The organism is Roseinatronobacter monicus (genome assembly GCF_006716865.1).
GTDB classification, from domain to species: Bacteria; Pseudomonadota; Alphaproteobacteria; order Rhodobacterales; family Rhodobacteraceae; genus Roseinatronobacter; species Roseinatronobacter monicus.
The window spans coordinates 567,830-589,167 of sequence record NZ_VFPT01000001.1 but is presented as its reverse complement, the minus strand read 5'-3'; the positions used below and the strand labels follow the sequence as shown (position 1 = coordinate 589,167).

The following is a 21,338-nucleotide window of genomic DNA, read 5'->3' as shown; positions in this document are numbered from 1 at the left end:
GCGACAGCATCGTCAAAGAAACTTGAAGGGCGGCCCATCGGGCCGCCCTTCTCAATGAGGTCAAACGTGCTTGAGCAGCTCTCAGGCTTCGTTTTCCAGTGCTTCGATTGCCTTTTGCAGATCGTCCTTGCCGATTTCTTTCTCGGTCACGGTGATCTGCTCGATGATGTGGTCAACGACCTTGTCTTCAAAGATCGGCGCGCGCAGTTGCTGCTGCATTTGCGGGTTCTTCTGAACAAACTCAAAGAAAGCACGTTCCTGGCCGGGATACTGGCGCGCCTGCGCAATAACCGCCTGCGTCATATCCTGATCGGACACTTCAACTTCGGCCTTCTGGCCGATTTCGGCCAGCAAAAGCCCCAGTTTCACGCGGCGCACGGCAAGCTTGTCGCTTTCCTCGGTGGCCGGGATTTCTTCGTGGTTGTGGTCGTTCTGGTCAACTTCTTCCTGCGCGTCATGCCACAACTGATGGGCAATCTGCTTGCTTTCCGCTTCCACCAGCGACGGCGGCAGATCGAAGCTCACAGCCGTGTCCAATGCGTCCAGCAGCCCGCGCTTCATTACTGCGCGCGATGCCTGCCCATATTCGGCCTCCAGTCGCTCGGTGATCTGGGTTTTCAGCGCCTCAAGGCTCTCTGCGCCAAACTGTTTGGCCAGTTCGTCATCAATCACAGCTTCTGCCGGGGCTTTCACCGCTTTGATGGTGCAATCAAACACGGCTTCCTTGCCAGCCAGATGCTCTGCGCCATAGTCGGCGGGGAAATTGACGGTCACGGCTTTTTCTTCACCCGCCTTTACGCCGACAAGCTGTTCTTCAAAGCCGGGAATAAACTGGCCCGAACCCAGCACCAGCGGGAAATCCTCTGCCGTGCCGCCCTCGAACACTTCGCCATCAATCTTGCCCACGAAATCCATGGTGATCTGATCGCCATCCGCTGCGGCGCCGTCCTTGTCTTCGAAGCTCTGTGCGTTCTTGGCAAGGTTTTCCAGCGCTTCCTGAACCGCAGCATCATCGGCCTTGACCACCAGCTTTTCCAGCGTGATGCCCGCGTAATCTGGCGCGTCGATTTTTGGCAGCGCTTCGTAATTCAGCGCAACAACAACATCATCGCCTTCCTTCCAGTCTTCGTTTGTCATTTTGACATCAGGCTGAAGGGCGGGACGATCGCCGCTGTCTTCGAAATGCTTGTTCATCGCGCCATCGACTGCGTCCTGCATCACTTCGCCCAGCATCCGCTGGCCAAACTGCTTTTTCAGCAGTGCCAAGGGCACCTTGCCTTTGCGAAAGCCCTTCATTTCGATATCGGGCTGTGCCTCTCGCAGTTTTTCATCAACTTTCGCCGCAAGTTCATCTGCGGTGATCGTGATTGTATAGCCGCGCTTGAGGCCTTCGTTCAGGGTTTCGGTGACTTGCATGAGCATCCTCGCATGTATGAAAGGCCGCTCTGGTGGCGGCCTGATAGAATCTGCGCCTTAGTATGGTGCTGTCTGACAAGGATCAACCCTCATTCTCTGCATTCCGGCGAAGTCGGCAGATGCGTTTTGCACTTTCCCTGCGCGCAAAACGCGCTCAATCTACCGTCAGGTCAAATTGCGAGGAAAAATGCGTCGACTGATTGCCCTTCTGTGTCTGGTCATCATCGGGCTGTCGGTCTGGCAGCTAGAGGCGGATCGCGCGGGGCTGACCATAACCCCCCTGCCCGTCGAGGGGGGCACCCCCGCCACCTTGTTTTTGCGCGATGGCGCGGGCACGGCCCCTGTTGTTGTTATTGCGCATGGTTTCGCAGGCTCGCGCCAATTGATGGAGCCCTTCGCCCTGACGCTGGCGCAGGCGGGCTATGTCGTGGCAAGTTTCGATTTTGAGGGGCATGGCCGCAACCCGCGCCCCATGTCCGGCGATGTCAGCACCATTGACGGCACCACCCGGCTGCTGATGGAAGAGACAGCGCGCGTCGCGCGCGCCGCACTTGCCCATCCGCGCGCAGATGGGCGGCTGGCCTATCTGGGGCACTCGATGGCGTCTGATGTCGTTGTGCGCCAGTCTCTCGACAGCCCGCCCGGCGATGCGGTCATCGCCATCTCGATGTTCAGCGAGGCGGTCAGCGCGGACGCCCCGCCCAACCTGCTGGTCATCGCGGGGGAATGGGAAACCATGCTCGCCGAGGAGGCCATCAAGGCATTGCGCCTTGCCGACCCGCAAGCGAACCCGGGCGAGGTCGTGGGCGACCCCGCGCACGGCACCGGTCGGCGCGCCGTGATCGCGCCAATGGTGGAACATGTGGGCGTGCTCTATTCCGCAACGGCGCTGAACGCGGCCCGCGACTGGCTGGATGCCAGCTTCGGGCGCGACAGCGCAGGGCCGGTCGCGCAACGTGGCGGCTGGATTGCGGCGCTGTTGCTGGCAACTGTCGGCCTTGCGTGGCCGCTGGCCCGGTGGCTGCCTGCGGGGACTGGCCCGGCCTTGCCCCCACTCTCCGCGGGTCGTGTACTTGTTGCGGCGCTGGCACCTGCCCTATCGGTGCCCCTTGCCCTTGCCCCGTTCGAGATACGCGTCCTGCCGGTTCTGGTCGCCGATTATCTGGTGCTGCATCTGGGGCTATACGGGCTGATGACGCTGGCATTGCTGTGGTATTGGGGCCAGTTGCACGGGCAATTCCCCAAACGCATCTGGTGGATTGCCGCTGCGGTAGCGATTTTTGGCATCGCTGTGCTGGGCGGGGCGATTGACCGCTATGTTGCGTCCTTCCTGCCCCATGCGGGGCGCATGGTCATCATTGCGGGGCTGGCACTGGGGGCAATGCCGTTTCTGCTGGCCGACGGCATCCTGACCGAGGGGGGCAAGGCGCGGCTTTGGCGTGTGGTTCTGGTGCGGGTGGCCTTTCTGGGGTCGCTTGGGCTGGCCGTGGCGCTGAATTTCTCGGCGCTGTTCTTCCTGCTGATTATCCTGCCGGTGATCGTGCTGTTCTTCTTGTTGTTTGGCACGATGTCAGGCTGGGTCGGGCGCAGGACCGGCCTGCCTGCGGCAGGCGGGCTTGGCCTTGGATTGGTGCTGGCATGGGCGTTGGGGGTAACATTTCCGATGTTTGACGCAGCCGCGTTCTAAAGCGGTGCCACCGGCGCGATCCGCCGCGCCTCAATCACCACGAAAGCTTGCGCCCAAGGGGCGTCATCGGTCAGGCTGACATGGATAACGGCCTCGTGCCCCTCTGGGGTCATCGCGGCCAGACGCTCGGCCGCCCAGCCCGAAACATGCATAACCGGCTGGCCGCCCAGCCGGTTTGTAACCCACATGTCGCGCCAAGAAATGCCCATCGCAAGCCCGGTTCCCAGCGCTTTGGAACACGCCTCTTTCGCGGCCCAACGCTTGGCATAGGTGGCCACATCGTCGCCCCTGCGGGCGGCACGGGCGCGTTCCTCATCCGTAAAAACGCGGTTGCGGAACCTGTCACCAAACCGCGCCAATGTCTTGGCGATGCGGTCAATATTGGCCAGATCCGTGCCGACCCCCAGAATCATGGCGTCTACATCCGCGCAAGGTTCATCTGCCGACGCATTTCGCGGATCACGGCTTCAAGCCCCACAAAGACGGCTTCACCCACCATGAAATGGCCGATATTCAACTCGACCACCTCTGGAATCGCGGCGATGGGGCCAACGTTTTCATAATTCAGACCGTGGCCCGCATGAACTTCAAGCCCCAGTTCCTGCGCCAGCGCCGCCGCAACAAACAGCTTGCGCAACTCTGTCTCTCGCGCGGCGTCGTTGCCTTCGGCGCAATACTCGCAATAGGCCCCGACATGGAACTCGACCACTTGTGCACCAACACGCGCCGCCGCTTCGACCTGCGCTTCATCAGGCGCGATAAACAATGACACCCGCGACCCAGACGCGCGCAAGGGGGCGATGAAATCGCGCAAACGGTTGTCGTCGCCCGCGACTTCCAGCCCGCCTTCGGTCGTGCGCTCTTCGCGCCGTTCCGGGACAATACAAACGGCATGAGGTTTATGCGCCAGCGCAATGCGCTGCATCTCTGCGGTTGCAGCAAGTTCGAGATTGATCGGCAGGCTGACTGCGGCCATCACAGCGGCAAGATCGGCATCCACGATGTGACGCCGGTCTTCGCGCAAGTGCAGGGTGATCCCATCCGCTCCGGCCTGTTGCGCCAGCAGCGCTGCGCGCACCGGATCAGGGTCACGCCCACCACGCGCATTGCGCAATGTCGCAACATGGTCGATATTTACACCCAGCCGCAAAGGGGTGTCAGGGCTAGTCAGGGGCATGTTGATCCTCTCGGTTCCGTGAGCAGAACATACGCCACTTGCATCAGAATTCAATGCGTCATGCTCGTGCTTGCGTCATTTCTTCGCGTCGCTTTTCCGAGCTTGTTCAAACCTTTCCTGAAGCTTTCTCAGCCTGCGGTTGCGATACGCCCGGATCAGCGGCAGGGACAGGAAATAGGCGATCACACCACATACTGTCCCGATAATGGCACCCCCCAACATATAGGGCACAAACACATCCCAGCCAAACCGGCCAAACTTTTCCCAGACAATGCTGTCCGAGGTGAACACCGCCAGAAAATTGCGCCCCAACTCCCCCCAGAGCGCACCAAAGGCACTCATCGCCTCGGAGGCTTTGGCCGATTTATCGCGCCCGAGTAAGAAATTTCCCAATTCCAGCGCGCTGACAACAATAATCGGAAAAGTGAAGGGATTGCCGAAAAACGTCGCCAGCAACGACGCCAGAATATTCCCGCGCAAGGCCCATGCGACCGATGCAGCGGCGATAAAATGCAACCCGAACAGCGGCAGGCAGCTGACTGCCACCCCAGCCGCGACCCCTTTTGCAATGCGCTCGGGGCTGTCGGGCAGACGCCGCAGGCGGTGCATGACGTAATTGGCGGACCGTCCCCAGCCGCCACCAGGAATGAATAAATTCACCACTGACTGGCGGAAATTCCTCGGGCTGCGACGTTTGAACACCAAGGCAACTGACCTTCCTGAGCCACGCCCCGACTGTCACAGTCAGGGACGCAGAGACGGATCGCGTGAACGGCCGACTTGCGCGACCGCTGTTTCAGCTTCGAGGGCCGTCAGCACCTGATGCAGATGCGAGATGCCGCGCAACTCCAATTCGACCAACAGACGGTAGAAATCGGGTTTACGGTCCACAAAGCGTAGATCAGAGATATTGGCCTTATGCTCGCCAATCAAGCTACAGACTCGGCCAAGTACACCTGCGTCGTTGGAAATCGTCAGATCAAGCGGCACACTATACACGGCGGGATGCGTACCATCCAGCCAATGCAGGTCGATCCAGCGTTCTGGCTGGTCCTCATAATCGGCCAAGACCTCGCAATCCATCGAATGCGCAACCACGCCCTTGCCACGATAGGTGATGCCGATAATGCGCTCTCCGGGCAGCGGGTGGCAGCAGGGTGCGCGGCGAAACGACTGATCCGCCTGCAACCCCACAACCGGACGCGCGGCGTCTACTTCGGGTTCGTGCAGAATCGTTTCGGGATATAGCGCGCTGACAACCCGCCGGGCGCTGATCTCGGCAGAGCCGACACGCGCGCGCAACTCGGCGGCATTGGGCACACTCAGCAATTTTGCCGCCGTTGTCAGCGCCTTGGCACTCACCTCGCGCCCGGCCCCTTCAAAGGCCAGCCGCAGCAATTCATTGCCCAGACGGATAAAGCGTTCGCGGTCCTCATTGCGCAACGACCGGCGGATCGCAGATTTCGCGCGCCCTGTGACGACAATATCAATCCAACTGGATTGCGGGCGCTGCCCCTCGGCGGTGATAATCTCGACCGATTGCCCGTTGCGCACCCGCGTCCAAAGCGGCACGCGCAACCCGTCAACCTTGGCCGAGACACAACTGTCGCCGATGCGCGTATGGATGGCATAGGCGAAATCCAGTGGCGTTGCGCCACGCGGCAACTGGATGACATCGCCCTTGGGGCTGAAGCAGAACACCTGATCGGAATACATTTCCAGCTTCACATGTTCGAGAAAGGCGTCGTGGTCTTCTTCGTTCTCGAACCCCTCGGTCAGGGTGCTGATCCATTTTGCAGGGTCCACCGCAAAGGGGTTTTCGCTGCGCTGGCCATCGCGGTAGGCCCAGTGTGCTGCGACACCTGCTTCGGCCACTTCGTGCATCTCGCGCGTGCGGATCTGGATCTCAACGCGCTTGCCATCGCGCCCTGATACTGTGGTGTGGATAGAGCGGTAGCCATTCGATTTGGGCTGGCTGATATAGTCCTTGAACCGCCCCGGCACGGCTGTCCACCGACGGTGCACAGCCCCCAAAACGCGGTAGCAATCCTCGAACTCCGCCGTGATGATGCGAAAGCCGTAAATGTCGGACAGGCGCGAAAAGGCCAGATCCTTTTCCTGCATCTTGCGCCAGACGGAATAGGGTTTCTTGGCGCGCCCGTAAACATCCGCGACAACCTGTGCGCGGTCCAACTCGGCGCGGATATCGGCGCTGATGCGGTGCACCACATCGCCTGCCTCGCGCTGCAAGGTGATGAAGCGGCGCAGAATGGAATTGCGGGCTTCGGGGTTCAACACCCGAAAGGCCAGATCTTCCAACTCTTCGCGCATCCATTGCATACCCATGCGGCCCGCAAGGGGGGCATAGATATCCATCGTCTCGCGCGCCTTTTGCGCCTGCTTTTCGGGGCGCATGGACCGGATGGTGCGCATGTTGTGCAACCGGTCAGCCAGTTTGACAAGGATCACGCGCAGATCACGCGACATGGCGATCAGCAGCTTGCGGATATTTTCGGCTTGTTTCGCCTCGGACGACGACAACTGAAGATTGGTCAGCTTGGTAACACCGTCGACCAGTTCGGCAATCTCGTCGCCAAACAGGCGCGCGACTTCCGAATAGGTCGATTTGGTATCTTCAATTGTGTCATGCAGCAGAGCCGTGATGATTGTCGCATCATCAAGGCGCATTTCTGTCAGCAAAGCTGCCACCGCGACCGGATGCGTGAAATACGGCTCGCCCGAGTGGCGGGACTGCCCTTCATGCATCGCTTCGCCATAAGCCCAGGCTTCGCGGATCAGTTTCTCGTCACTTCGCGGATTATAGTTGCGCACAAGTGCGATCAGATCGTCTTGCGTGATCACGCCTGCGGCCCTTCCCTAGCCTGTCGTCATCCCGGCCTGCGCGCACACGTTACGGCGCGCGGGCCAGAATGGCTCAGCCTGCCTGCCCTTGCGCTTCCATCAGCGCACGAAGCATTTGTTCTTCGCTCATGCCGTCCTGCTCGGGGGCATCGCGTTCTGCGCCGCCCATAAGCAGCGCCATATCGTCATCTTCTGGCATATCGACTTCGATCTGCGTTTGCAGGCTTTCGATCATGCGCTCTCGCAGATGATCGGCGGATTGCGTTTCTTCTGCAATCTCGCGCAGGGCAACGACAGGGTTTTTGTCATTGTCACGATCAACCGTGATCGGCGCACCCGCCGCGATTTCACGGGCGCGATGCGATGCCAGTGCCACCAACTCGAAGCGGTTGGGTACCTTGTCGACGCAATCTTCCACTGTCACGCGGGCCATGATGTCTCTCCAGTCTGTCGGATATCTCGGGTCAAGAGGGCTGCATACTGCGCCTGCGGCCATATGACAAGCGCTTGCACGCGCGAAATCACGTGAACTTACTGTGAAACCGGCCATATTTCCGCCAGATCCGCCGGATCAAGCGCTGCGTGCATTTCGGCAACGGTTTTGCCCAGCACGGGATGGCGCCAATCCGGCGCGATATCCATCAGGGGCACCAACACAAAAGCACGCTCATGCATGCGCGGGTGTGGCAGGATCAACTCGCCCGGGGCCAAACGCATCTGATCTTGCAAGTCCAGACCGGCCCAATCGCGGTAGCGCGCTATATCAGGGCAGATCAGATCGCCCACGGCCAACAGGTCAAGGTCCAGCACGCGCGGCTCCCACCGTTGCAAGCGGGTTCTGCCAGCGCGTGATTCGATCTCGTGCAGCGTTCTCATGATCGATGAGGGCGGCAAATCGGTCACGCAAGCTATCGCGGCGTTCACAAAGTCGGGACCGGCACCGGCAGGGAAACAGGGGGTCCGATACACCCTGCTTTGCGCCTCAACTTCAACGTCTGATTGTGAAAATTCGCATATGGCATCATGGATGTATTCTAAAGGACTATCCTTTTCCCCAATAAGATTGCCCCCAAGAGCTATGAGCACCCAATTGTAATCTTTGGATTCATCTATATTTCTCATGGTATAACGTGATGCATTTTGCGGTTACCTCATTCTGCTCTGATCTTCTCGAGGTTGAGCATGCGTCATTACCCGAAACACATACGATTGTAAGGCGAATTAGATGTTCTACAAAGACGAGCGGCTCGCATTATTCATTGACGGCGCAAACCTCTATGCAGCAGGCAAAGCGCTGGGTTTTGACATCGACTACAAGCTTCTTCGGCAGGAATTTATGCGTCGTGGCAAACTGCTGCGCGCCTTCTATTACACGGCATTGTTGGAGAACGAAGAGTATTCACCCATCCGGCCCTTGGTCGATTGGTTGCATTACAACGGCTACAACATGGTGACGAAGACCGCCAAGGAGTACACAGACTCGATGGGTCGGCGCAAGGTCAAGGGCAATATGGACATTGAACTTGCGGTCGATGCGATGGAATTGGCCCCAAGGCTTGACCATGCGGTTCTGTTTTCCGGCGATGGTGATTTTCGGCCTCTGGTTGAAAGCCTGCAACGTCAGGGTGTCCGCGTCTCGGTCGTGTCGACGATTCGCAGCCAGCCGCCAATGATCGCGGATGACCTGCGTCGGCAGGCAGATAACTTCATCGAGCTGGACGAGCTGCGCGATGTTATCGGTCGCCCGCCCCGCGAACCTCGCTTCGAGCGCGAACAAGACACAGAGATGTCAGAAAGCTGATCCCCGATCAGCCTATGTGATTTTTGGCCGGAATGCAGACTGCATTCCGGCCAATTCTCATGTATAAGGACATCCAACCTTGAAAAACATACGCTCAGCCAACTCTTCTCTGACATAGGACCGCCGCCAAAAAGCGCGGCCTTGGCGGTTGATACTTCCGGCACGCGCATCATTTCTGCTTTGAGAGTAGATTAAGGGCGCACGGCACATCCCGACGCACCGATGGCCTGCGACATAAATGCAAAGAATGACATTGCCATAAGTATTTTTGTTGCTCAGAGCAAAAGAAGGCCCTATGTAATGCTGCAAGCGCATAATAGAGAAAAGATCAGATTGGAGCCACACATGCCACATGATGGACAAGCAATGCAGTCGCCGATTATCGCAGACCTGCTTGATGTGACACGCGCCGCTTTACCGCCTGTAGAGGCAGCTCTCACGCTGGCCCTTGAAGCGATGCGCACCCGTATTGCACCCGCTGGCAAAATCGACGCAACGCTGCTTGATGCGGATCAATATGCGGCACATGGGCTGGCGTGGCTGGCAACTTATGTCGAAAGCCTGCGCCAGATGCAGGGCTGGGCCGAACGCTTGCAAGACGAAGGTCGCTTCGGCGAAATGGAGCAACTGATACACCAGATCGGTTTTGGCGAGTACCTGAACCAGATCGCGGGCGGCATCGCCATGAATCAAGGCGAAGTGGCGCGTCTGGCGGACCTTGGTGTGTCTGCCGATCTGGACGCTGGCGCGGCAGGACAACTGCGCCGCGATGGCAATAGCGATGCCGCGCGCATGTCGCTGGTCGCCTGTATGCGGTCCAACCACGGGCGGGCCACCTTCGGCGCGACGGGCTTGGATGAAGAATTGGAAATGATCCGCGATCAGTTCCGCCGCTATTCGGACGAACAGATCGCCCCACATGCCCATGAATGGCACCTGAAGGATGAACTCATCCCGATGGAAGTGATCGAGCAACTTTCGGAAATGGGCGTCTTTGGACTGACGATTCCCGAAGAATTCGGCGGTCTTGGAATGCCAAAAGCCGCGATGGTGGTGGTGTCCGAAGAATTGTCGCGTGGCTATATCGGCGTGGGCAGCCTTGGCACCCGCACAGAAATTGCAGCAGAGTTGATTATCTGCGGCGGCACCGAGGCGCAAAAGGAACATTGGCTGCCGAAACTGGCCTCGGGTGAAATTCTGCCAACGGCGGTATTTACCGAACCCAACACCGGCTCGGACCTTGGCGCACTGCGCACACGCGCAGTCAAAGCGGGCGAGGATTGGGAGATTACCGGCAACAAGACATGGATCACCCATGCCGCGCGGACCCATGTCATGACCGTGCTGGCCCGCACTGTTCCAGACACGCAGGATTACCGTGGCCTGTCCATGTTTCTGGCCGAGAAAGAACCCGGCACGGATGAACACCCGTTCCCCAGCCCCGGCATGACCGGCGGCGAGATTGAGGTACTGGGCTACCGCGGCATGAAGGAATACGAACTGGCCTTTGACGGGTTCAAGGTCAAAGGCGACAACCTGCTGGGAGGGGTTGAGGGCCAAGGTTTCAAGCAGTTGATGCAGACCTTCGAATCCGCGCGCATCCAGACTGCGGCGCGCGCCATCGGTGTGGCGCAAAACGCACTGGAAGTGTCGATGCAATATGCCGAAGATCGCAAGCAATTCGGCAAGTCACTGATCGAATTCCCGCGTGTCGCATCCAAGCTGGCCATGATGGCGGTTGAGATTATGATTGCGCGGCAGTTGACCTATTTCAGTGCGCGCGAAAAGGATGCCGAACGCCGCTGCGACCTTGAGGCGGGCATGGCCAAGCTGCTGGGTGCGCGTGTGGCTTGGGCTGCGGCCGATAATGGCTTGCAAATTCACGGCGGAAATGGCTTTGCTCTGGAATACCAGATCAGTCGTATCTTGTGCGATGCGCGCATCCTCAATATCTTCGAGGGGGCAGCCGAGATTCAGGCGCAGGTCATCACCCGCCGTCTGATCGCATAAACAAGTTATCCGGCCAATATTTCAAGGCTGGACTGGGGCGCGCGGAGGGAGGAGCTGCGCGCCCCGGACTTTTTTGAGATCTACAGCAATCGACGCTGGTGAATGATTTCGGGGATCTTCTTCTTTACCTTGAAAAATCCCGCCGTCGCATGGGGCCAGATTGCGCTGTCCCAAGGGCGCTGCCATTCGCAAAGGGTTATTCCTGCCGCGTCCAGCGCGGGGGCCGCCGCGCACAGCCAGTCGCGCAGCGGGCCTTCGGGCACATAAGGTGTCACGATCTGGCGTGCGCCTGCTTTAGCCGCCCAGCGGGCCAGATCGCTAGGCACGCCCGCACGCAATGGCGCGACTGACAGCCCGCTGCGCGTCGCGGCGTCTTGCAGAGCCTCTGCCTCGAACTGCATCACACCCTCTGCCACCGGATTGGGTGAGCGCAGATGCGATGCACTAAGCGTTGCGGCGGCGCGAATGTCGAACGATTCTAGGTCGAAATCTTCGACCCGGCAATCTTCTTCGGTCAGCAATACTGCACTCGGCAGCTTCGGGTCGGGCATATCGGGCTGGCGCAGTGGGGTGACAGAGGGCAGCCCCTCCGGCTCTGACGCGTCCAGCCCCTGCACCACCTCGTTCAGATCAGTATCGCGCGGGGTGAAGCGCTGGCCGGTGAATTTGGCTATGTTCCAGCCCTGCGCGGCATAGGGTTTGCCGCGCGTGTGCAGCCCTGCCACCCAACGCCAGCCAACGCCAGCCAAGTGTGTTCGAGGCCGGATCGCCATCCAGCAAGTGCCGATAGAAGAAATTCGCCCCCAACCGCCATGGCAGGCCCAAGCTGAAAATCCAGATCGAGGCGAACCACATCCGCGCATGGTTGTGCAGATACCCCGTCTCGACAAGTTCCTGCGCCCATGCGTCGAAACACGCCAACCCCGTCTGCCCTGCCTCTGCGTCGGCCACGGCACGGCGCAGGGCGCGGTCACGCGCCAATGCGTCCAGATCCTGCAATACCCCGTCGCGGTAGCTGGCCCAGATCACGGGGCGCCGCTCCAACCAGCCTTTGAAATAGCCGCGCCAGACCACTTCCTGAATGAATTTCTCCGCCTGTTCCGGCCCGTGGGCAGCAAGGGCGGCGGCGACCACCTCTTCTTCCAGCACCAGCCGACGCCGCAGATAGGCCGACAGGCCCGACACATCGCGGTGCTTGTCCGGCCCGTAATCGTAATTCCGGCCCGCCGCATAGTGCCGTCCCATACGTGGCACGAAAGCGGCCATGCGCGCCTCTCCCTCGGCCCGCGTTGCTGCCTGATATCGCATATTCTCGCCTCTGACTTGCTGCTCATGGGCGAGATAGCCTGACCCGCGCGGCCTTCAATCAGATGCGCGCTACTCAGGCGTCTTGGCGAAATCGAAATCATCCAGCCGCGCACCGCGCCGCGTGATCTTGTCTGCCGATATACGGATATCCGACAGATCACCTTGAACTTGGGCAAAATGCCCTTCCAGCTTTGCCACCCGCGCGCCCAGACGCGTTGCATCCTCGACCAGCAACTGCACTTCGCGGCGCACCGCGCGGGCCTCATTGCGCAGGCGCGTATCTTTCAGCACCGCGCGCAAAGTGACCAGCGTGGCCATGCAGGTCGAAGGCGACACGATCCAGACGCGCGCGGCAAAACTTTCGCGCAGCACATCGGCCATATTGGCGTGCAGTTCGGCATAAACCGCTTCAGAGGGCAGGAACATCAGCGCGCCCTCCGCAGTCTCGCCCGGCAGGATATAGCGGTCAGCAATGGCGCGGATATGCCCGCGCATGGCCCGCGACAAGGCGCGTCGCGCCTCACTGCGCTGCGCATCATCTGTGGCGCGGGTCAGCGCCTGCCAGGCTTCCAGCGGGAATTTGGCATCCAGCGCCAAGGGCTGTTCCAGATGGATCAGCGCATCTGCCCGCCGACCGTTCGAAAGGGTCGCTTGCAGGCTATAGGCATCGGGGGGCAAGGCATCGGCCAGAAGTGCCTCTAGCTGCACCTCGCCAAAGGCACCGCGCGCCTGTTTGTTTGAAAGGATATCCTGCAAACTCAGGACATTGCCCGAAAGCGCCTCGATCTTGGCCTGCGCAGCATCAATCACTTGCAACCGCTCGCGCAAGGCCCCCATGCTGCTGGCCGTGGCCTGCGCATTGCCCGCCAGTGTGTCGCCCATATAGCGGCCCATATCGGCAAGCCGCGCTTCAACCAGCCCGATCACCTGTGTCTGGTTTTGCGAAACCTGCCCCAGCCCGCCTGCAAGTTGCTGCTGGCTTTCGCCAAGGCTGGTCAGCCGTGCATCCAGCACCGCCAACCGCCCTGAAAGCGGCCCCAGCACACGCGCCAGCCGCCACAATACCACAAGCGCAACCGCCCCCAACACAAGCGCGATCATAACAGAATCGTCCCAGGAAAGGCTCATCTGCGGCCAAACAGCTTTTCGATATCATCAAGGCCCAGTTCAACATAGGTGGGCCGCCCGTGGTTGCACTGGCCTGACAGGGGCGTTGCCTCCATCTCGCGCAAAAGCGCGTTCATTTCCTCGACCCGCATTACCCGGCCCGACCGGACAGAGCCGTGACAGGCCATGCGCGACAGAACCGCATCTATGCGCACTTCCAGCGTCTGGCTTTGGCCCAGATCGGCCAGATCATCCAGAATGTCGCGCAACAGGTCTGCGGCATTCACCTGCCCCAGAATGGCCGGAGTCTCGCGCACGATGATACTGGCCCCGCCAAAAGCCTCGATCACCAGCCCAAGGGCGGCCAGATCAGGCGCGAGTTCCAGCAGGTGCGCCGTTTCATGCGCGGACAGTTCGACAATCTCGGGGATCAGCAACGCCTGTGACGCGACCCCGTTTTCCGCCCGCTGGCGCTTCAGCCGCTCATAGACCAGCCGTTCATGCGCGGCATGCTGGTCGACAATTACCATTCCGCGCGTTGTCTGGGCGATGATGTAATTCTCGTGCACCTGTGCGCGCGCGGCCCCCAAAGGCGCGTCTTGCGGGCCGTCAACGGGGGCGTCATGGCGCGCCGATACGCCCTGCGGCGCATCCCATAGCGCGGGCGCTTCCTCGAAGCCTTGCGGGGCTTGCATCTGATAAGCGCTGCGCACGGCCCCGCTGGACGGTCGGTCCATCTGGTAGCGGTGCGGCACGGCTTGGGGCTGCATCGCGCCCAGCATCGCACCCCCAACCGTGCTGGAGGCTCGATGCCCCGCCCCTGCCAGCGCATGGCGCAACCCGCTGACGACAAGCCCACGCGCAAGACCGGGGTCACGAAAGCGCACTTCGGATTTGGCAGGATGGACATTTGCATCCACCAGTTCCGGGTCACAGTTCAGAAACAGCGCCACAACCGGGTGGCGGTCGCGCGACAGCACATCGGCATAGGCCGCGCGCAACGCGCCCAACAGCATCTTGTCGCGTACAGGGCGGCCATTGACGAAAAGATATTGCGCCACCGCCGCGCCGCGCGAATAGGTGGGCAGCGCGGCAAGCCCTGTCAGATGAAGACCCTCGCGCTCTGCATCTATGCGCAGGGCGTTATCGGTGAATTCGCGGCCAAGGATCGTGGCCATCCGTTCTTCCAGCGCATCGAACAGCGCGCCTTGGGCGGCATCTGCGCGGAAAATCTGGCGGGCCTCGTCATTGGACACATCGCTCAGGGTGAAGCTGACATAAGGTTCGGCCATAGCAAGGCGCTTGACGATATCGGCTATCGCCTGCGCCTCGGCCCGGTCAGAGCGCATGAATTTCAGCCGTGCAGGCGTGGCGTGGAACAAATCGCGCAGGGTGACGGTCGTGCCGTATTGCGCAGCCTCTGGCCGCACCGCGCCAATACGCCCGCCATCGACCGACAGCGCAGCCCCCTCCTCGCCCGCAGCGCGGGTCGTCACGGTCAGCCGGCCGACAGCGCCCAGCGATGGCAGCGCCTCGCCGCGAAACCCGAATGAGCGGATATTGAGCAGATCACTGCCATCAATCTTGGATGTGGCATGCCGCGTCAGCGCCAAGGGCAGGTCTTGCGCGCTCATCCCGTGGCCGTCGTCGCGCACGCGGATCAGGGTTTTGCCACCATCCGCATAGGCAAGGTCCACGCGCGCAGCGCCTGCATCCAGCGCGTTTTCAACCAGTTCCTTGACGGCGGATGCGGGGCGCTCAACCACCTCGCCAGCGGCAATGCGGTTGATCGCCGCCTCGTCAAGCTGGCGGATTTCTGGGCGTATATTGCGATCTGGTGCGTTCATGCTACTGCATATAGCATGAGCGCGCGGCACCTGCCAAGCCTCAGTTCAAGCCGACAGGCTGGCCCACGATCACAAAAAACAGCGCGTCAGGATCATACAGTCTGGATGCCAGATCATTCACCTCATCCAGTGTCAGCGAACTGATCATGTCATTGCGGCGATTGACATAATCTATGTCAAACCCCTGATACTGCATCGAGGCCATGATCGACGCGATCGAGGAATTGCCATCAAACCGCAACGGATAGGCCCCTGTCAGATAGGTCTGAATACGCTTGAGTTCTTCCTCGGTTACGCCGTCATTGGCCATTTGCGCCCATTCTTCGCGCAGCAATTCCAGCACTATTTCAACATTGTCATTATCCGTAGACAATCTGCCCTGATAGCTTTCGCCAAGCGCACCAGAGGACAGAAAAGCGCCGATTCCGTAGGTTAGGCCACGCTCCTCGCGCAAGCTGCGCATCAGCCTTGTCCCGAAGCGCCCACCGCCGAATATCTCATTCACAACATAGGCGGTCAGAAATTCAGGATCATCCCGCGCGATACCGGCATGGCCGAATGCGACAACCGATTGCGGCCCGTCAAAGGGAATAACCTCCACGCCCGGCTCTGCCAAAAACTCGGCATGGTCGGGCAAGTCCCAACCGGTTTCAGGAATCCCTTCAAACAGACGGTCCAGCAATTCGCCCAGATCCTCGGCAGAGATATCGCCCGCAGCCCCGATATACACACGATCCCGCGCGATTGCGCCCTGATGGGCGGCGACAAGCGCGTCGCGGTCCAACGCGCCCACAGTTTCCGGTGTGCCATTCGCTTCGCGCCCATACGGGTGCCCGTCAAACGCCACGCTGGCAAAAGCGCGCGAAGCAAGCGTATTGGGGTCAAGCGCGTCGCGGCGCAATTGCGCCAAAAGCTGCCCGCGCGTGCGTGCAATCGCGTCTTCGTCAAAGCGCGGCTCGGTCAGGGCAAGGCGCAGATGTTCAATTACGGCTTCCGCATCTTCGGTCAGGAACCGCACCGAGACAGACACCGAATCGCGCCCTGCGTTGAAGCTCATGCGCGTCGCCAACTCCTCGCTGCGCGCGGCAAAGGCCTGCGCATCCATATCGCCCGCCCCGTCGCTGAGAAGCGCTGTCATCAGGTTCACGACACCGGCCTGCTCGTCGCTTTCAAGCGTCGCGCCCCCCGGAAAGATCAGGTCCAGCGACACAAACGGGATTGAGCGTTCTTCAACCAGCCAGGCGTTCAGCCCTGATGGCGATGTGACCTGCGTAATGTCCACCTCGGCGCGCAGCGGAAAGGCAGCAAGAATGAAAATGGCAATCAGGCGCTTCATTGGCTCAACTCCGTGCTCTGGGGTGCGGTCATGTAGCCTGTGACGGCGTTGCGGCGGTCCAGCAACATCTGGCCTGCGGCGATCACCTCTTCCGGTGTGACGGCTTCGAGCGCGTCGATCCAGCCTTCGACATCTTCGACCGTCAACCCGATGCTAAGGCCGACACCAAACTGGCGCGCGCGCGATTGTGCGTCATCCAGCCCATAGATTTCAGAGGCCCGAAGCTGACGGCGCACCCGCTCGAATTGGGCGGTATCAACGCCTTCTTCCAGAAACTCTGCGACAACACGGTCAAGCGCCGCCTCGCCCTCTTCCAGCGACACACCTTCAACTGGCGCAATCCCCAGCATGAACACACCATAATCGCGCGCCATGCCGTTATAGCTGGCCCAAGCCGACAGCGCGACGCCTTCGTCAAAATTCAAGCGCCGCTCCAGCACGGACGTGGTGGAACTGCCGCCCAGCAGGGCCGCCAGCATCTGCAACGCGGCCGCTTCCGACTGGTCGCCACTGCGGCGCACAGGGGCCAGATACATGCGGGCGACATAGTCCGTGCCCACGCGCGAATCTTCAAACACAATGCGCCGCTCGGCCAGATGCGGCGGCTCAGCGGGGCGGATCGTCTCGGTGACATTCGGGTTTGCCGGGATCGCACCATAATATTGTTGAGCCATCTCCAGTGCTTCATCCGTGTCGACATCGCCTGCAATCACCAGAATGGCGTTATTAGGGCCATAATGCTGATTGTAGAACTCCATCGCATCGTCGCCGGTCAGCCCTTCCATTTCGTGCCGCCAACCAAGGATCGGGGTGCCATAGGGGTGTGCCTTGTAAAGCGCGGCCAGCATGGTTTCGTTAAACTGCGCGCCCACACGGCTTTCCAGAACCTGACCCCGTTCCTCCAGAATCACACCGCGCTCTGGCAGCCATTCCGCCTCGGTGAAGGACAGGTTTTGCATTCGGTCGGCTTCCATTTCCATCATCAGATCAAGCCGATCTGACGCAACGCGCTGAAAAAAGCCTGTGTAATCCCACGACACGAAGGCGTTGTCGCGCCCGCCATTCTCTTCCACCACGGCAGAAAACTCGCCCGGATCACGTGTGTCTGTGCCCTTGAACATCAGGTGTTCGAGAAAATGCGCGATTCCCGATTTCAGCGGGGGTTCATCTGCCGCCCCGGCGCGGTACCACACCATATGCACAACAACAGGCGCGCGGCGGTCTTCGATCACCACCACTTCAAGCCCATTGTCCAATTCAGCATGGGTGACTGGCTCTGCGTGGGCGGGGTAAAGCCAGCCAAGCGAAAGCAAGGCAGCGAAAGCAAGATGACGCGCGAACATGAATTTCCTCCAAGACCCAGACATCGCGCAAGCTACCGTCTTTGGTCAGGGTTTCAAGCCCGCCCCACGCAAGCGTGACGACAATACCTGTGCCGGACCATAGTCCGGCACAGCCAATCCCTATTCGATTGTGACAGTAATCATCTCGGACACGATGGGCGGGTCATGCGGGACATGAAACTGATCGCCCATAACCAGAATAAAAGTATGGGTTCCAGTAGGCAATTCGAGCGTTGCTTCGGTCTGGCCACCCCCGAAATGCAGCGACGTATCCGAGAAAGCGATATCTGCGCTGAAATCGATTTCATCTGGCGCAACATTGATCAGCATGTGGTGATGACCCGTATCAGGCCAATCCACACCGGCTGGCGCAATTCCGATCCCGCGTGCACCGAATTGAAATGTCACCGGGTTTGACACCGTGTCACCATCTGCGGGACTTATGAAATAGACAGATGCCCCCTCTGGGGCCGGGGTGCGTTCGATGTGATCGTGACTGTGGCTATGGCTGTCTGCAAAGGCAGTGGACGCAGCAAAAATCAGACCACACGCAAATAGATTGGTTTTCTGCATTCTGGTATTCCTCCCTAATACGGCAATGTGCCGATATTAGCAGGGTAACGCAAAACGCGCGATATCAATATAAATTTCCGCAGCCCGACGCAAACATTACCGGCCAAAAGCCCTGCCGGAAGTGATTATTCCCGCGGTGGGGCCGTTGGTGTTTGCGCACCAGCACGGCGCCAGCGTTCCAGCTCGGCATATTTGTCCAGCCACATGAACTCATAGGCGTTGTGATAGACATTCACCGAGAACAAGCGCTCCAGCAGACGGCCCCGATTGCGCTGCCGGAATTCAAGGTCTTCTGCGGCCAACTGCGCGCGGATACCTTCGGACCGGCCAAAGCGACTGGCATGGTTCACGATGCCGCCATCCGCCGTGCCGCGCGTAACCGCAGCGGCGGGATTTCCACCCAGCGCACGTGCAATATCAGCCCGTGGCTGCGGGTCCACACGGTTCGCGCCCGCAGGATTGGGCGGGGGCAATTCACTTAGATTGGTGGGCATTTCCAGTGGCCGGGTGGGCACAATGCCGAATTCATCCGGCCCCCGCTCTTGCGCGGCCGCATGCATCAGGATGGGATTCTCATTGTCTGAACAACCGCTAAGCGACAGCACAGCAATGCCCAACCCTGCGAAGATGACCTGCCTGACCGCCATCAAGACCCCCATTCCTTCCGATCCAACGCCTTGCTCATAGCGCATTCTAATCTTTGCGTCACGCCCTCGATGGACAAATCGCAATATCACTTCTGTTGCCGCTGCGACGTATTGCGCCCTGAAAACACAATCAGGGCAAACGCACCAGCAAAGATCGCCGCATCTGCGATATTGAAAGAATACGGATTTCTGAGCCCGCAACAAGACATGTTGATGAAATCGGCCACCGCGCCCCAGCGCAACCGGTCAATAACATTGCCCAACGCGCCCCCGATCAGCAATCCTGCGCCCAGTTGCAGGCCGCGCGTGGCCCCTTCGTGTTTGACCCAGACCCAGACAAAGGCGCTGATCGATACCGCTAGCGCCACCAGCGCATAGCGCATGATGTCGCTGTCGGTCCCGAACAGCCCGAAATTTATGCCGGTATTCCACGCCATGGCGAAATTCAGATAGGGGTCGAACACCGGAATGAACAACCGCTGATCCAGCGCCAGCCGATCAATCACCCACCATTTGGTGGCCTGATCCGCGATCACTGTCAGCCCAAGCGTTCCTATTGCAACGCGCATTGCGTGGTGCTCCTTAATGGCGAAAATGGCGTTGGCCGGTAAAGACCATTGCCAAACCGGCGGCATCTGCGGCGGCGATCACCTCGTCATCGCGCAGTGATCCGCCCGGCTGGATGACTGCGCGCGCGCCCGCCTCTGCTGCTGCCAGCAACCCGTCTGCGAAAGGAAAGAACGCATCCGATGCCACGACCGAGCCTTGCGTCAGCGGTGCATCCAGCCCAAGCACTTCGGCCATGTCCTGCGCCTTACGCGCGGCGATGCGTGACGAATCAACACGGCTCATCTGGCCTGCGCCCACACCGACCGTCGCCAGATCCTTAACATAGATAATGGCATTGGATTTGACATGCTTTGCCACTTTCCACGCGAAGAGCAGATCGGCCAACTCGGCCTCGGTTGGCGCACGCTTGGTCACGACTTTCAGATCTTCAGGCAGGATCATGCCATTGTCGCGGTCCTGCACCAGAAACCCGCCGGATACCTGCTTGAACGCAAGCCCGGCAAGCCCCGGATTGGCCAGCCCCTTGGAGGTCAGCAGGCGCAGGTTCTTCTTGGTGGCGAAATGTTCAATCGCAGCCTGATCGGCAGCGGGCGCGATGACCACTTCGGTCAGGATGCCGGTGATCGCCTTGGCGGTTTCCAGATCCAGCTTCATGTTCAGTGCAATGATCCCGCCAAAGGCAGAGGTGCGGTCGCAATCATAGGCCCGCGCATAAGCTTCGGCCAGTGACGCACCGCGCGCCACACCGCAAGGATTGGCGTGCTTGATGATCGCGCAGGCTGGCCCGTCAGCAGGCAAAAACTCTGACACCAACTCGAATGCTGCATCCGTGTCGTTGATATTGTTATAACTCAACTCCTTGCCCTGATGCTGCACGGCGGTTGCCACCCCCGGACGGGTTGATCCGTCGCGGTAGAACGCCGCCCGTTGATGCGGGTTCTCGCCATAGCGGAGGGTCTGCGCCAGAGTGCCCGCAAAGGCGCGGCGGCGCGGGGTGGGCTGGCCAATGGCCTGCGCCATCCATGTGCTGACGGCAGTGTCGTAGGCAGCCGTGTGCGCATAGGCGCGCTGCGCCAGCGTCTGGCGGAAGGACAGGCGCGTCTTGCCATTCTCGGCGTCCAGTTCGGACAATAGCGGAATGTAGTCATCAGGGTCGGTTACAACCGTGACAAACGCATGGTTCTTGGCAGCCGCGCGCAGCATGGCGGGGCCACCGATGTCGATATTCTCGACCGCTTCGGCATAATCCCCCCCGCGCGCCACGGTTTGTTCAAACGGGTAAAGATTGACCACCAGCAGATCAATCGGGCGGATACCATGCGCGGTCATGGACCCCATATGCGCGGCGTCATTGCGCAGGGCCAGCAGGCCACCATGCACCGCCGGGTGCAAGGTCTTGACGCGCCCGTCCATCATCTCGGGGAAACCCGTCACATCGGCCACATCCTGCACGGCCAGACCTGCCTCGCGCAGCGCACGCGCCGTGCCCCCGGTCGAGATCAGCTCGACCTTGCGCGCAGCCAGTGCTTTGGCAAGGTCAATCAGCCCGGTCTTGTCCGAAACAGACAGCAGCGCGCGTTTGACAGGGGCAAGGTTCACAGGGGCCGGATTGGCAGAGGCCGTATCAGTCATATCTTATCCTTGGTTCACATTC

Annotated in this window: 18 protein-coding genes and 1 pseudogene; 3 read left to right on the top strand and 16 right to left on the bottom strand. The window is 60.1% G+C overall.

Annotation, left to right across the window (positions count from 1 at the left end; genetic code table 11):
* Positions 1-81: 81 nt before the first annotated feature.
* Positions 82-1,416: a trigger factor gene (tig, locus tag BD293_RS02560; protein ID WP_142079729.1), complete on the bottom strand. Its 1,335-nt coding sequence runs from the start codon at positions 1,414-1,416 to the stop codon at positions 82-84.
* A 187-nt stretch (positions 1,417-1,603) separates the two neighbouring features.
* Here tig and BD293_RS02555 point away from each other — a divergent pair, with 187 nt between their 5' ends.
* Positions 1,604-3,103, top strand: coding sequence for an alpha/beta fold hydrolase (locus tag BD293_RS02555; RefSeq protein WP_142079728.1), 1,500 nt, complete (start codon positions 1,604-1,606; stop codon positions 3,101-3,103).
* On the opposite strand, the gene acpS is transcribed toward BD293_RS02555, so the two are convergent.
* From acpS to folK, 6 genes are all read right to left on the bottom strand, one after another.
* A complete protein-coding gene (gene acpS, locus BD293_RS02550) occupies positions 3,100-3,516 on the bottom strand; it encodes a holo-ACP synthase (RefSeq protein ID WP_142079727.1) in 417 nt (138 codons plus the stop codon). The two genes, BD293_RS02555 and acpS, sit on opposite strands and share 4 nt — an antisense overlap.
* Before the next feature lie 5 nt (positions 3,517-3,521).
* A complete protein-coding gene (locus BD293_RS02545) occupies positions 3,522-4,280 on the bottom strand; it encodes a pyridoxine 5'-phosphate synthase (protein ID WP_142079726.1) in 759 nt (252 codons plus the stop codon).
* 75 nt (positions 4,281-4,355) lie between these two features.
* Entirely contained in the window at positions 4,356-4,982 is a 627-nt protein-coding gene (locus BD293_RS02540) for a DUF2062 domain-containing protein (RefSeq protein WP_211840979.1), read from the bottom strand.
* A 42-nt stretch (positions 4,983-5,024) separates the two neighbouring features.
* On the bottom strand, positions 5,025-7,142 hold the full coding sequence (locus BD293_RS02535; RefSeq protein ID WP_142079724.1) for a RelA/SpoT family protein: 2,118 nt from the start codon (positions 7,140-7,142) through the stop codon (positions 5,025-5,027).
* Positions 7,143-7,215: 73 nt separating this feature from the next.
* Entirely contained in the window at positions 7,216-7,575 is a 360-nt protein-coding gene (gene rpoZ, locus BD293_RS02530; RefSeq protein ID WP_071468545.1) for a DNA-directed RNA polymerase subunit omega, read from the bottom strand.
* Positions 7,576-7,673: 98 nt separating this feature from the next.
* Complete coding sequence (gene folK, locus BD293_RS02525; protein ID WP_142079723.1) at positions 7,674-8,264, bottom strand: 2-amino-4-hydroxy-6-hydroxymethyldihydropteridine diphosphokinase; 591 nt, start codon at positions 8,262-8,264, stop codon at positions 7,674-7,676.
* Between the two features lie 103 nt (positions 8,265-8,367).
* On the opposite strand from folK, the gene BD293_RS02520 reads away from it, so the two are divergent.
* Positions 8,368-8,943, top strand: a complete 576-nt coding sequence (locus BD293_RS02520; RefSeq protein ID WP_142079722.1) for a LabA-like NYN domain-containing protein — start codon at positions 8,368-8,370, stop codon at positions 8,941-8,943.
* 345 nt (positions 8,944-9,288) lie between these two features.
* Positions 9,289-10,953 (top strand): acyl-CoA dehydrogenase family protein, encoded by a 1,665-nt coding sequence (locus BD293_RS02515; RefSeq protein WP_142079721.1) that lies wholly within the window; start codon positions 9,289-9,291, stop codon positions 10,951-10,953.
* An 80-nt stretch (positions 10,954-11,033) separates the two neighbouring features.
* On the opposite strand, the pseudogene BD293_RS23530 reads toward BD293_RS02515, so the two are convergent.
* From BD293_RS23530 to purH, 9 genes and pseudogenes are all read right to left on the bottom strand, one after another.
* Positions 11,034-12,261: pseudogene (locus BD293_RS23530) on the bottom strand (FAD-binding domain-containing protein).
* Between the two features lie 69 nt (positions 12,262-12,330).
* On the bottom strand, positions 12,331-13,362 hold the full coding sequence (locus BD293_RS02505; RefSeq protein ID WP_246086189.1) for a DNA recombination protein RmuC: 1,032 nt from the start codon (positions 13,360-13,362) through the stop codon (positions 12,331-12,333).
* A 23-nt stretch (positions 13,363-13,385) separates the two neighbouring features.
* A complete protein-coding gene (gene mutL / locus BD293_RS02500; protein ID WP_142079719.1) occupies positions 13,386-15,215 on the bottom strand; it encodes a DNA mismatch repair endonuclease MutL in 1,830 nt (609 codons plus the stop codon).
* 40 nt (positions 15,216-15,255) lie between these two features.
* Positions 15,256-16,551, bottom strand: coding sequence for a M16 family metallopeptidase (locus tag BD293_RS02495; RefSeq protein ID WP_142079718.1), 1,296 nt, complete (start codon positions 16,549-16,551; stop codon positions 15,256-15,258).
* Complete coding sequence (locus BD293_RS02490; protein ID WP_142079717.1) at positions 16,548-17,894, bottom strand: M16 family metallopeptidase; 1,347 nt, start codon at positions 17,892-17,894, stop codon at positions 16,548-16,550. Before BD293_RS02490 ends, BD293_RS02495 begins: the two co-directional genes overlap by 4 nt.
* A 120-nt stretch (positions 17,895-18,014) precedes the next feature.
* On the bottom strand, positions 18,015-18,467 hold the full coding sequence (locus tag BD293_RS02485) for a DUF4399 domain-containing protein (RefSeq protein WP_142079716.1): 453 nt from the start codon (positions 18,465-18,467) through the stop codon (positions 18,015-18,017).
* A gap of 125 nt (positions 18,468-18,592) precedes the next feature.
* Positions 18,593-19,114: a DUF3035 domain-containing protein gene (locus BD293_RS02480; RefSeq protein WP_142084244.1), complete on the bottom strand. Its 522-nt coding sequence runs from the start codon at positions 19,112-19,114 to the stop codon at positions 18,593-18,595.
* An 86-nt stretch (positions 19,115-19,200) separates the two neighbouring features.
* The gene (lspA, locus tag BD293_RS02475; protein WP_142079715.1) at positions 19,201-19,683 is read right to left on the bottom strand and encodes a signal peptidase II; all 483 of its coding nucleotides are present in this window, start codon (positions 19,681-19,683) and stop codon (positions 19,201-19,203) included.
* 13 nt (positions 19,684-19,696) lie between these two features.
* A complete protein-coding gene (purH, locus tag BD293_RS02470) occupies positions 19,697-21,316 on the bottom strand; it encodes a bifunctional phosphoribosylaminoimidazolecarboxamide formyltransferase/IMP cyclohydrolase (protein ID WP_142079714.1) in 1,620 nt (539 codons plus the stop codon).
* Positions 21,317-21,338: the final 22 nt, after the last annotated feature.